Here is a 12450-nt window from a genome sequence, read left to right as displayed (position 1 = left end):
GATATTAACGCGCTGCAATTTTCAGGCTCGGATTTGCTGGTTCCGACCAAGTGAAACAGCGTTTTCGCCACTCCGCGCATCCACCTTTTGCCTTGGCCAAACGACTTCGACGATGGCGCCAATATGGTTGTCCCTCTGCTCCCAGGTGGCATACGGATCTGCGCCATTGGCAAAGGTCAGTTCTGCTCCGGATCGTTCCAGCAGCGTTTTGGCAATGAACAGGCCCAGGCCCATGCCCTCATATTCTGGCCGTTGGGCACGTTCCGTTGATGACTTGCGACGACGTACAAACGGATCGCCAATGCGGCCCAGCAGTTGCGGCGGGAAACCCTGCCCATCGTCCATGATGCGGATGGTGATCTGTGTGTTGGTCCAGTGCGCTTCGATCCAGACAGTCGACCGGGCAAAGTCGACGGCGTTCTGCACCAGATTGCGCAGTCCATGAATGATCTCGGGTTGGCGCAGGATCGCGGGTTGGTCGATTTCATCGCCAGCATCGGGATCATGGGTGTATTGCACGACCTTTCCACGGTGTGTGTGCGGCTCGGCGGCTTCCTGGACCACGGTCATCAAAGGCGCTTGGCGCAGATGCAGGTCATCTTTGCCCGCGCGGCCCATGTCACGCAGGATGTCGCGGCAGCGGTCGGCCTGCTGCCGGATCAGGGCAGCATCCTCTTTCAACTCGGGGCGATCATCCAGTTCTTCGATAAGTTCGGAACTGGTCAGTTTGATCGTGGCAAGTGGTGTTCCAAGCTCATGTGCTGCGGCAGCTACCACGCCACCCAGATCCGTCAGCTTCTGTTCGCGCGACAGCGCCAGCTGTGTGGCAGACAAGGCGTCCGACATTGAATGAATTTCCGACGTGACACGGCGGGAATATAAGCCGATGAAACAGATTGCGATCACAAGAGCGATCCAGTTTCCGAATACGAACAGATCCGGAATGCGCAAAATAAACCCATTCTGGGTGCGCAGGGGTAGATGATAGTCCGACAGGATGGTCACGATAACGATGGCAGTGGCACCGACCAGCAGCGTCGACCGAGTCGTCAATACTGCCGCCGAGATGGTGACAGGGCCCAGAAGCAACAGGGCGAACGGGTTGTTCAGCCCGCCCGTCAAGAATAACAGGAACCCAAGCTGCAGCACGTCGAAGAGGACCATGAGCAGGTTTTCGAACTCGTTGAGGCGCTTGTTTTCGGGAAAGACGAAGATAGCGATCAGGTTGCCGATCACCGACACCCCTACGGCCAGATAACAAAGGCCAAGTTCCAGTTGGAGGCCGTACAGCCGTTGTGCGACCGTGAGGGCAACAAGCTGCCCGACAATCGCAACCCAGCGCAGCAGGATCATCGTCCGCAGACGAATCCAGTTTGATCGTTGCTGGCCGGTCAGCAGGCCAATGTCGGGTTGCGCCATTGTGTCACTTCTTCGTTTATTGCACTCGCGCCCGGGATTGATAGCTAAGGTATAACCCTAGCCCGGAGGCCGAATATGACCCGTATCATCGCACCCGTCGCCGCCATTGTCGCTGCCCTTTTTATCGGGGGCCTGTGGTGGATCACCCAGTCAAGCGGCGAAGATACCGCATTTGCCCAGTGCAATGCGACCCAGGTTGCGGGCGACGGCAACGGAATCGGGGGTCCGTTTGAATTGGTCAATGCCAAAGGGCAAACCGTCACGGATCACGACGTGATCACGGAACCGAGCCTAATCTACTTCGGCTATACGTTCTGCCCGGATGTTTGTCCGCTGGATACAGCGCGCAACGCCGAAGCAGTCGATGCTTTGGCCGAACGCGGCATGTCCGTCACGCCGGTGTTTATCACGGTCGATCCCGAGCGGGATACGCCTGAGATTGTCGGCGATTTCGCCTACAACCTGCATGAGAAGATGATCGGCCTGACAGGATCGTTGGAACAGACCGACGCGGCCAGCAAAACCTACCGAACATACTATAAAGCGCATGATAAATCGGATGAGTTCTACCTCGTGGATCACTCGACGTTTACGTATCTTGTGCTGCCCGAGCATGGCTTCGTTGAGTTTTTCCGTCGCGATATAGGCGCCGACGCAATGGCAGACCGTGTTGCATGCTTCGTTGAAAACGCCTGATTTCTCGGAATAATTTGACCCCGTGTGTTGCACGGGCCATATTCCACTCCAGCCAGAAAAGTAAGCGGGAACTGGAGAATTCGATGCCGGATGCAGCACTGCCCGAGTTGGGCGAAGACAAATCGCTCTTACTGGTTGATGACGACGAACCATTTCTGCGGCGTCTGGCCAAGGCCATGGAAAAGCGCGGTTTCGAGATTGAAACGGCGGACAGTGTGACTGCGGGCAAGGCCATCGCAACGGCCCGTCCGCCTGCTTATGCCGTGGTCGATCTTCGGCTTGAGGACGGCAACGGGCTCGACGTGGTCGAAGTGCTGCGCGACAAGCGGCCGGATGCTCGGGTTGTGGTACTGACTGGTTATGGTGCGATTGCGACTGCGGTTGCGGCCGTCAAGATCGGGGCGACCGACTATCTGTCAAAGCCTGCGGATGCCATGGATATCACCAACGCGCTATTGGCCAAGGGCGATGATCTGCCACCCCCACCGGAGAACCCGATGAGCGCAGACCGGGTGCGTTGGGAGCATATCCAACGTGTCTATGAACTGTGTGATCGCAACGTGTCAGAGACGGCGCGGCGGTTGAACATGCACCGGCGGACGTTGCAACGCATCTTGGCAAAACGTTCGCCTCGTTGAGGTGTTGGACTGGGGGTTTTCCACCCCCAGACCCCCGGAGGATTTTTTGAAACAGGGAAGGATTGGACGGTGCGTTTTGCGCTGGGCACCTTCTTGTGATTTTCGAAATCTGAGGCCAGATTCCACCCTGTTACCCCCCGTGCACCCCCACCGTAGAGGTGGGGTAATTAGGGGTTAACAGATTCAGAGGTCGTAGCGCTTGAGAATCTTGTCGACGATCTGGCCGTTTGCCATCTCGTACCCGTCGATCCGACCATAATCCTGGAACCCGCGGGACTGGTAGTAGATCAGCCCACCTTCGTTATCGGCGCGGATATTGGCGTTGATCCAGACATAGCCGATGTCTTTGGCCGACCTGCGTGTCGCGTTAAACAATTTTGACCCGATACCAAGGCCGGTTTGACCCAACTGCACAAAGGTGGCGATTTCGGCAGCTTCGGGTGGCAGGTAGTTGGCGCTTTCGATCCATTGGAAGCCCACGACCTGTTCGGATTCGTTTACGGCCACATGCCACGCCGCCCGCCCGTCATTGGCCGACATCCAGTCTGCCAGATCGTCCCCGGACACCTTGGTTGTCAGGGCCGTCGTTCCGCCCTCTTCGATAATGGCATCGAGCAGCGCAGCCATGGATGGTGCGTCGAGTGCGATGGCAGGGCGAACGTGGATCATATGCAGCTTTCAAGCAATTCTGTGTGGCGCTCGGTGAACGCGTTGCGGGTTTCAACGGGCGGGCGCAGGACAATTTGTAGCCCATCAATCAGTGTTTGATCCGGTTTTCCAAAGAATTTACTGGCCTCAGTCTGTGTAAAGCCGGCGATTTGGGTGGCTTCCATCCAGGCGCTGATCCTGTCGGCCTTCTTGATCTGCCGTTTGATTGTCTGCGGCACCTTGGCGGGCAGACCGAACCGGATATGCACCGCCGCTTCCAACCGTTCATCAAGCATTTTGTACCCCGGACCAACCGAGGTTTTCACGGGCGAGATCATGTCGCCGATCACGTATTCGGGCGCATCATGCAAAAGTGCGGCCAAGCGCCACTTGGCAGGCGCATTGGGCGATATCCGACCAAAAAGCGTCTCTACCAAAAGGGAGTGCTCGGCCACGGAATACGCATAGTCCCCCGCCGTTTGCCCATTCCAACGTGCGACAAAGGCGAGGCCATGGGCGATATCCTCGATCTCGATATCCATGGGGGTTGGGTCCAGCAGGTCCAGCCTGCGGCCCGACAGCATGCGCTGCCAAGCACGGGGTTGTTTGGGCATATCTTTCTCCGGTGTCGTCCCGTCCTAGCGCAGGTACAGGCCGTACGAAAGCTTTGGTCGGTTTGAAAGCTCGACACGGTTCGATTGCCATATATCGCAACCTTCGAACGCGCGATTGCCCCTGTCGGGGGTGAGTGCTATCTGCGGTCCAACCCTATTTGTGAAGGACAAGACACATGTCGCAGGACTACATTGTTAAAGACATTGCCCTGGCCGAGTTTGGCCGCAAGGAACTGGACATTGCCGAAACGGAAATGCCTGGCCTGATGGCATGCCGCGCTGAGTATGGCGAAAGCAAGCCACTGGCCGGTGCCCGCATCGTTGGATCGCTGCATATGACGATCCAGACCGCTGTTCTGATCGAAACACTGGTTGAACTGGGTGCCGATGTGCGCTGGGCATCCTGCAACATCTTTTCGACTCAGGACCACGCGGCAGCGGCCATTGCGGCGGGTGGCACACCGGTCTTTGCGATCAAGGGGCAATCGTTGGAAGAGCACTGGGATTACCTGGACAAGTCGTTCCAGTTCGCTGATGGCCCAAACATGATTCTGGACGATGGCGGCGACGCGACCCTTTATGTCCTGCTGGGGGCACGTGCCGAAGCGGGCGAAGACATCATTCCCGTGCCGACCTCAGAAGAGGAAGAAGTGATCAAAAAGCAGATCGCCAAACGGATGGCGCAAAGCCCCGGCTGGTTCACCAAGATGCGCGACCAGATCAAGGGTGTCTCGGAAGAGACCACAACCGGTGTGAACCGTCTTTACCAGCTGGTGCGTGATGGGCAGCTGCCCTTCCCCGCCATCAACGTGAATGACAGCGTCACCAAGTCGAAATTCGACAACAAGTATGGCTGCAAGGAATCGCTGGTCGACGGCATCCGCCGCGCCACGGACACCATGATGGCCGGCAAGACCGCCGTCGTGATGGGATATGGGGATGTTGGCAAAGGGTCAGCCGCGTCACTGGCTGGTGCGGGTGCCCGCGTGATCGTGACCGAGGTTGACCCGATCTGCGCCCTGCAGGCGGCCATGGACGGCTTCCAGGTCACCACGCTGGAAGATGTTGTGGCGAACGCCGACATCTTTGTCACCACCACCGGCAACAAGGATGTGATCCGCATCGAGCATATGCGCGAGATGAAGGACATGGCCATCGTCGGCAACATCGGCCACTTCGACAATGAAATTCAGGTGGCGAACCTGAAGAACCACAAGTGGACCAATATCAAGGAACAGGTGGATATGATCGAGATGCCGAACGGGCATCGCATCATCCTTCTGTCCGAAGGTCGTCTGCTGAACCTTGGTAATGCGACGGGCCACCCGTCTTTTGTCATGTCGGCATCCTTCACCAACCAGGTGCTGGCGCAGATCGAACTGTGGACCAAGGGCGACGAGTACAAGAACGAGGTCTATATCCTGCCCAAGCATCTGGACGAGAAAGTGGCCCGTCTGCACCTGGACCGGATCGGTGTGAAGCTGACACAAATGGACCCTGAACAAGCGGCCTATATTGGTGTTGCACCCGAGGGCCCGTTCAAGCCGGAACACTACCGCTACTAACGAAAAGGGCGGGGATTGCCCCGCCCAATTGCTTTCAAAAGGGTCGCGCTGTGCGCGGCCCTTTTTAGTTGTTGTCCAGCGCGTTGCCGACGCCGACGACCGATCCGATCAGGCCAAACACGGTGCGGATGGATGTGACCGTGCTTTCGGTTGCAAGTACCAGATCGCCCGGGTTGATGTTGAACTTCCGCGCCGCAAAGAGCGCATCAGCCGATGTCAGGTCGATAGCAAAGACCACTTGGGTCTTGGCGGGTCCGGATCCATCGGACTGTAGATCGTCGGCACTGTAATCACGCAGGATCAGAACACCCTTGGGATTGGCCCGCGTGTCGTTGATTCCATCCACCAGCGCCAGGGCTTCGATTGCGTTGATGCGCTCTTTGGTAAACGGCACGATGGTCTCGGATCCGGTTGCACCCAAGGCAACGAAATAACGGTCATCCTCTTCGGCGATGATCTGATCGCCGCCGCGCAGGATCACATTGGCCGACGGACGCTTGAACAGATCACCAGCACGGATGCCATAGGACTGGCCATCCCGGATCACACGAACCAAAGGATTTTCAAGTGAAGGAGAGACCCCACCGGCCGCCGAAATCAAGCTGAGGATGGAATAGTTCCGGTTGGGCACCGGATATGTGCCCGGTGCACTGAACCCCCCAACCGCATCGACGGAGTTGTCAGGGCCCGAAGAGATGGCGAGTTGCACCTGCGGGTCAGGAACAACCATGCTCAATTCTTCTTCGATCTGGCGCCGGGCCGCGTCCGGGGTCGATCCGCTGACATGAACATCGTCAATGTAAGGCACGAAAATCGAACCGTCGGGCGACACGGTTATACCTTCCAACGCAACGTTTTGCTGCTCAACCCCTGTCAGCAGCGAGTTTTCCTGGTTGTCCCAGATGACCAGATCGATTTGATCGCCGGGTCGAATGATGTTGGATTTTGGGCCCGGGTTGCGGCTGAACCAGTGATAATGTCCCTCCCACCCGGTGGCAGGCCATGTGGCAAGCTGGGACACATTCTCGCCCGTGATTGGCACCACGGAAAACGCCGCATCTTCGTTGTTCTGGTTGCGGACCACTTCGCCCTGAATGGCTGCGCCACGGGGCAAAGCACAGGCGGACACCACCGTAATAATCAACAAAGACGCTAAGAAGCGAATTGGACGTTGCACAATATGTCCCCCTGAGCCGATCCACGGCAGCGTATTTCAGACACGTTTAGCCGGAAACATCGGCGGAACACAAAGAAATCTCAGCCACGGGCGGTCAATCGCCGAAAGCGTTGCCCTATGACAATGGACAGGTGCACCAAATCATGTGTTTTGAGCAGTTGGATTGCCTAAATCCTCTGCCTCGATCACGTTTTCGTCGTCTACAACGGCGACGGCGTTGCCTGCTTTTTCAGCGGGTGAACCGACCAAAAGCGGCAGCATTTCGGTTCCGCCGGGCAAGCTGAGTTCGGCATTCGGCGGGCGTTTCCATGTCAGCGTATCGAAGGCACCACAGTTGCCGCATGTCGGTGCCCATTCGCCGTGAATGTTGTGACAGTTGTCGCATACCCACTGCGGCCCGCGCGGCGCGGTCAGTGCACGGGCAAGCCAACCCTGCACAACAGCGTCCCCGGCCCCTTCGCCCCGTTCGATGGCCGCCATCAATGTCAGTGACCTTGTGGTTGGATCGCTTTCCACCAAATCGCCAAGCGCGCGTCGGGCGGCGGGAAAATCCTCAGCGGCGATGTTCAGTTCGCTGAGCAGCATACGCGTTTCAGAGTGATCGGACTTGGACTTGGTCAAACCTGCAAACCGCTTGAGGCGCGCGGCAGCGTCTTCGCTTGGCTCAATCTCTGCAAAGGCGGCGGCGACATCGGGGTGTGGCTGGGCGTCCCACGCCTTTTTCAGAACGCGTGTTGCATAGCGTTTCTGGCCCTTCTCAATGTATCCGCGGGCAGCCATCACGGCCGCCGGGATCAGATCGGGTGACAGGCGGTTGGCTTCGATTGCTGCTTCGCGCGCTTCGATCGTCTCGTCCGCTTCCAGGATTTTCTTGGCTTCGCTCAGGGCCAGCACAGCGTCGCGCCGCTTGTGCACATCGCGTGGCAGCGCGCCGTGTTTCAGTTTGGCGCTCAGGGTTTGACGCGCGCCTGTCCAGTCTTCCTTGTCTGCCTGAAGCTTGAGCAGAATATCCTGCGTTTCTTCATGTTTGGGTTTGATCGCGAAAGCCTTTTCCGCCAGCTTGAGCGCTGTTTCGGTGTCCCCATCGGCCAGCTTCTGCTTCATGATCCCGCGCACGCCGACAAAGCGGGTCGCGTCATTTGCCACCAGCTTGCGGTAGGTTTCTTCGGCTTTCTTCCGATCCCCAGCCATTTCGGCGGCTTGTGCGGTCAGCAGGCTGGTGAGTTCGGGACGGTCGAGGTAACGATCCGCCTTTTCCGCCTTGGCCAGCGCAGTGCGTGCTTCACCCGAGGCCAGCGCCATCATGCCCTCGGCCAGTGCGTTGTACCCGCGCTCGGACTTGTTTCTGGCACGAAAGCGTGTCCATGCGGTTTCATCGCCATTAAGGACTTTCCAGCAAACATGTAGAAGACTAAGAACCTTCAGCCCGATCCAGACAGCGATGACGAGCGCCACGAGGGCGATGACCGATTGCAGCGGCCCCAGCGTATACTCCTTGCCCGCGACAACGATTTGTATGCCGCCATCGGATTCCAGAAGCCATCCGGCCCCAAGGGCCAGCGCGGCAACCGCGATGACGAAAATAACGATTCTTACCAATGACCAGATCATGAAAGGCCCCTTCAGAGTGCCGACAGGCTTTGCGCCAATGCGTTTGCGGCGGTGACCGCCTCGTGACGCTGTTGCGCCTGTTCCAACCACGGCGCGAGTGCCGCTTGTGCCGCCTCGGGCAGAGCCTCTGCCTCGGCCAATGCGTCGCCCAACCGACCCTCGCGCGCTGCGGCTTCGATCCGTGACAGGACGGCGTCGGGGTCTGACCCTTCCTTGGGCAGGATTGACCGGGTGCCAAGCTGACGTTCAAAAAATGCGCCCAGTCCGCCACCTTCTTCGGCCGCTCGGGCAGCCGCCAGCGCGTCACGGGCGGCGTCAGATGCAGACGCTTGCAGTTCCGACAAGGGCTGTACCCCATCGGCTGCAGCTGTGCGCAAGGCGTCGGGGATGTCCGTGACACCGGCCTGTTCAAGATCACCAAGGGCTGCTGCAAACGGGCCACCATTGTCGACGGCGGCCAGCACACGGTTCACGGCGGCGCGGGCCAGTGTGGAACTTGCGGATGCCTCGGCATTTTCGCGGGCAAGGCGCGCGTCGGCCAGAAGCCTGTCAATTTCATCCTGTTGCTCTGCCGCAGTGGCACGCAGGTCGGACAGGGCAGCATTAATTGCTTCGCTGGGTACAACCGGCGCCGTACCCGCTTGCGACCCAAGGCCGTCGATGCGATCTGACAACGCCGCGAGTTGTTGTTCCAGCGGGCCAAGGTCCGTTGGCGCGTTGGCTTGCGAGAGGGTTTCGACCTGAGTCGTAAGGGTTGCAATCTGTTCGGTGGATTGGTCCAGCCGTTCTGTCAGGCCCGCCACCGTCCCGTTTAGCTGTTCAACCAGTTCCGGGTCCACGCCTGCCTCGCTGGCGAGGCCGGGGAAGATGGGTTCAAGGATGTCGGACCGTGCTGCGATGAAACCCGCCAGTGCCGCAATGATCCCGGCAAAGATCATGGGAACGATGCTACGTCGTTCCGGTTCCGGTTGCGGCGGGGGCGGTGCAGCACTTTCCTGCTCCTGCTCCTGCTCGTCAAAAGTTTCCGGATCCACCTCTTCCACCTCAACTCGAGCGTCTTCTGTCAGTGCAAGTGCATCGAACGTGTCAGTTTCGGCTTCAGTACCATGTGGTGTGTCCGCCCCGTCCGATGTTGTGGTGTCTACTTCGGGGGCGTCAGGCGTTTCGGCCTTGGGGTCATCTTGGGGGCCCTTCTCCGGAAATTTGCGTTTGGCCAAGGAATTCCCCTTCCGATTCTTCCGTGCGGTTGCTGCACCGCGTCAAAGTCTAACCTGCGCCCCCGTGCCCCTCAACCCGCACGGATGATCTGCCGCATGGCTTCATACATCGCCGTTGCGTCAGGTTGCACTGCAACACTGTCCGTTTGAACAGGTTGGACAGCGTCGGCAACCGCATCACTGAGTGCGATCACACGTATGGATGTGGTGCGCGGGGCCTCTCTGGCAAATTGCATGGCGGTTCTGGGCGAGAAAAGGGGAACGATGGTCAATTCTTCCCGCAAAAGCGCATCGTGCGCGGATTCCGACAATGGATGCAGCCGCTGATCATAAACAACCCAGTCTCGCGCCTCTTGACCCGCAGCTTGCAAGCGGCTGACAATATCTCCGCGTGTATGGCGGCCGCGGATGTGGACCAGGGCCTGACTGAGCGGGACCGTGGCCAAATGCGCCACGAGCTCATCCGCAGTCTGCCCCACCAGTTGCGCGGCCCAGCCATGTTCCTTTGCCCGCTCGGTGGTTGCCGCGCCGATACAATAAGCGACGCGATCTGCCCCGGCGGGTGCATTGGCGACGCCGTTGGACGAGGTGAAAATCGCTGCTTCCTCGGTCGCAATCGTATCCCCATCAGCCATGGACACAATGGACAGCAACGGGCTGTAAAGCGGTCTGACCTGCGATTTCAGATCATCCGGCATCTCTGCCACGAACCGCTTCGCCGCCGTGTGCGGTCTGGTCATCAGCAAGGTGACCGGTGAGTGAGATGCATTGTTTGCCACGGCTTATGCTGTTAACCCGCACGCGCCTTTGGTGCAACGGATGGGTCATGACGCAGATAGCGACAGTTCTGGGAATCGAAAGCAGTTGTGACGACACCGCCGCCGCTGTCGTGCGCGGTGTGCCCGGGAACATGGAGGTGCTGTCATCAGTGGTCTTTGGCCAGACCGACCTGCATTCCGACTTCGGCGGTGTCGTGCCCGAGATCGCTGCCCGTGCCCATGCCGAGCGGCTGGATGTGAGCGTAGCGCGAGCCTTGGAAAAGGCGAGTGTCGAGCTGACAGACATAGATGCCATTGCAGCCACCTGCGGTCCGGGCCTGATCGGTGGCGTGGTCGCAGGAGTGATGACGGCCAAGGGGTTGTCGGCGGCCACGGGCAAACCGCTTTACGGCATTAACCATCTTGCCGGGCACGCACTGACGCCTCGCTTGTCTTCAGGTATCGCCTTTCCTTACCTGATGCTGCTGGTGTCTGGCGGGCATTGCCAGTTCCTGATTGCGCTTGGGCCGGATGACTTTAAACGGCTGGGCGGCACTATTGATGATGCCCCGGGAGAGGCGTTCGACAAGGTCGCGCGATTGATTGGATTGGGCCAACCCGGCGGTCCCGCGATTGAAAAAATTGCGCAGGATGGGGACGCCAAGCGCTTTGCCTTTCCTCGGCCCCTGTCGAACAAGCCCGGCTGCGATTTGAGCTTTTCCGGTCTTAAGACAGCGGTGTTGCGTGCGCGCGATGATATTATGGCCGAACAGGGCGGTCTGACGGTACGGGATCAGGCGGATTTGGCGGCTTCGTTTCAGGCTGCGGTGACGGACAGTCTGGCGGGCAAGGCCAAGCGTGCGCTTGAGCTTTATCTTGAGTTGGCGCCTGCCATACCGACCTTCTGTGTTGCGGGCGGTGTCGCTGCAAATATGACCATTCGGACCGCGTTAGAGACTGTTTGTGCTGACGTAGGCGTTGCATTTGACGCACCACCACTGGCGCTATGCACCGACAATGCAGCGATGATTGCCGCCGCAGGGATCGAACAGATGCCGTACCGGGAACCTGATGGCATGGATCTGTCAGCGCGTCCCCGGATGCCGCTCGACACCAAAAGTGCCGCCATGCTCGGGTCGGGCAAGAAAGGGGCCAAGGCGTGAGCGTCGGTATCATCGGCGCCGGGGCTTTTGGCACGGCTTTGGCGATTGCGCTGGCACCGCATCAGCCTGTCACGTTGTGGGCACGCGACAGCGAACAGGTGAAAACGATGAGCCGGACGCGGCAGAATACCATCCGCTTGCCGGACGTCGATCTACCTGCGGCAATCACGATTACGTCCGAGTTAGAGACTGTTTTGGACTGCGATACGCTGCTCTTTACGGTGCCCACACAACAGCTGCGCCGCTTCCTGATCGGCCTGGACTTGTCCACTCATTCGGCGGTGGCCTGTTGCAAGGGGATCGAGGTGACGACCGGCGTGGGACCAACCTCCATCCTATCAGGCGCGCGGCATGTTGCGGCCCTCACCGGTCCCAGCTTTGCGGACGACATCGCGCGTGGGTTGCCGACCGCACTTACCTTGGCCTGTGCCGATGGCGGGGTAGCCGAAGCACTGCAAACCCAGCTCTCTACACCAAAGCTGCGCCTTTACCGCACATCGGACGTCGTTGGAGCCGAGCTGGGTGGCGCGTTGAAAAACGTCATCGCCATTGGCTGCGGAGCGGTTATGGGGGCCGGTTTGGGCGACAGCGCGCGCGCCGCCCTTTTGACACGCGGCTTTGCCGAGATGCAGCGTGTCGCCGTGGCGCTGGGTGCGCAGCCCGAAACTTTGATGGGACTCAGCGGCTTGGGCGATCTCACCCTCACATGTACCTCGGACAAGTCGCGCAACTACCGTCTGGGTCTTGCCCTTGGGGCAGGAAGAGAATTTGATGCGGCCATCACGGTTGAAGGGGCTGGCACGGCCCGAGCGTTGCGCGGTGTCGCGGCCAAACATGGTTTGGATTTGCCCATTTGCGCCACGGTTGCGGATCTGGTGGACGAAAAAGTAGACGTAGCCGGTGCAATGGCGCGTCTGATGACCCGCCCTTTGAAGGAGGAATGA

At 59.1% G+C, this 12450-nt stretch carries 12 protein-coding genes; 5 read left to right on the top strand and 7 right to left on the bottom strand.

Annotation, left to right across the window (positions count from 1 at the left end; genetic code table 11):
* Window positions 1-21: 21 nt before the first annotated feature.
* On the bottom strand, window positions 22-1419 hold the full coding sequence (regB, locus tag Q1A75_RS01965) for a sensor histidine kinase RegB (protein WP_299547866.1): 1398 nt from the start codon (window positions 1417-1419) through the stop codon (window positions 22-24).
* A 75-nt stretch (window positions 1420-1494) separates the two neighbouring features.
* Here regB and Q1A75_RS01960 point away from each other — a divergent pair, with 75 nt between their 5' ends.
* Together Q1A75_RS01960 and Q1A75_RS01955 are read left to right on the top strand one after the other, a co-directional pair.
* Window positions 1495-2115 carry an SCO family protein gene (locus Q1A75_RS01960; protein ID WP_299547863.1) on the top strand — a complete coding sequence of 207 codons (621 nt, stop codon included), beginning with the start codon at window positions 1495-1497 and terminating at the stop codon, window positions 2113-2115.
* An 83-nt stretch (window positions 2116-2198) separates the two neighbouring features.
* Window positions 2199-2753: an ActR/PrrA/RegA family redox response regulator transcription factor gene (locus Q1A75_RS01955; RefSeq protein WP_299547860.1), complete on the top strand. Its 555-nt coding sequence runs from the start codon at window positions 2199-2201 to the stop codon at window positions 2751-2753.
* A 183-nt stretch (window positions 2754-2936) separates the two neighbouring features.
* On the opposite strand, the gene Q1A75_RS01950 is transcribed toward Q1A75_RS01955, so the two are convergent.
* On the bottom strand, window positions 2937-3422 hold the full coding sequence (locus tag Q1A75_RS01950) for a GNAT family N-acetyltransferase (RefSeq protein ID WP_299547857.1): 486 nt from the start codon (window positions 3420-3422) through the stop codon (window positions 2937-2939).
* The gene (locus Q1A75_RS01945) at window positions 3419-4015 is read right to left on the bottom strand and encodes an HD family hydrolase (protein WP_299547854.1); all 597 of its coding nucleotides are present in this window, start codon (window positions 4013-4015) and stop codon (window positions 3419-3421) included. Before Q1A75_RS01945 ends, Q1A75_RS01950 begins: the two co-directional genes overlap by 4 nt.
* A gap of 176 nt (window positions 4016-4191) precedes the next feature.
* On the opposite strand from Q1A75_RS01945, the gene ahcY reads away from it, so the two are divergent.
* Window positions 4192-5580, top strand: a complete 1389-nt coding sequence (ahcY, locus tag Q1A75_RS01940) for an adenosylhomocysteinase (protein WP_299547851.1) — start codon at window positions 4192-4194, stop codon at window positions 5578-5580.
* A 64-nt stretch (window positions 5581-5644) separates the two neighbouring features.
* On the opposite strand, the gene Q1A75_RS01935 is transcribed toward ahcY, so the two are convergent.
* From Q1A75_RS01935 to Q1A75_RS01920, 4 genes are all read right to left on the bottom strand, one after another.
* Window positions 5645-6724 carry a polysaccharide biosynthesis/export family protein gene (locus tag Q1A75_RS01935; RefSeq protein WP_299547848.1) on the bottom strand — a complete coding sequence of 360 codons (1080 nt, stop codon included), beginning with the start codon at window positions 6722-6724 and terminating at the stop codon, window positions 5645-5647.
* A gap of 174 nt (window positions 6725-6898) precedes the next feature.
* A complete protein-coding gene (locus tag Q1A75_RS01930) occupies window positions 6899-8368 on the bottom strand; it encodes a heme biosynthesis HemY N-terminal domain-containing protein (protein WP_299547845.1) in 1470 nt (489 codons plus the stop codon).
* An 11-nt stretch (window positions 8369-8379) separates the two neighbouring features.
* Window positions 8380-9585: a hypothetical protein gene (locus Q1A75_RS01925; RefSeq protein ID WP_299547842.1), complete on the bottom strand. Its 1206-nt coding sequence runs from the start codon at window positions 9583-9585 to the stop codon at window positions 8380-8382.
* Window positions 9586-9656: 71 nt separating this feature from the next.
* Window positions 9657-10325, bottom strand: a complete 669-nt coding sequence (locus Q1A75_RS01920; RefSeq protein ID WP_299547839.1) for a uroporphyrinogen-III synthase — start codon at window positions 10323-10325, stop codon at window positions 9657-9659.
* Window positions 10326-10411: 86 nt separating this feature from the next.
* On the opposite strand from Q1A75_RS01920, the gene tsaD reads away from it, so the two are divergent.
* Together tsaD and Q1A75_RS01910 are read left to right on the top strand one after the other, a co-directional pair.
* Window positions 10412-11506 (top strand): tRNA (adenosine(37)-N6)-threonylcarbamoyltransferase complex transferase subunit TsaD, encoded by a 1095-nt coding sequence (gene tsaD, locus Q1A75_RS01915; RefSeq protein ID WP_299547836.1) that lies wholly within the window; start codon window positions 10412-10414, stop codon window positions 11504-11506.
* A complete protein-coding gene (locus tag Q1A75_RS01910; RefSeq protein ID WP_299547833.1) occupies window positions 11503-12450 on the top strand; it encodes an NAD(P)H-dependent glycerol-3-phosphate dehydrogenase in 948 nt (315 codons plus the stop codon). Before tsaD ends, Q1A75_RS01910 begins: the two co-directional genes overlap by 4 nt.

The organism is uncultured Tateyamaria sp. (genome assembly GCF_947504105.1).
In the GTDB taxonomy this organism is placed as follows: Bacteria; Pseudomonadota; Alphaproteobacteria; order Rhodobacterales; family Rhodobacteraceae; genus Tateyamaria.
Note: the sequence above shows the minus strand (reverse complement) of the source record. Positions and strands in the feature narration are given on the sequence as shown.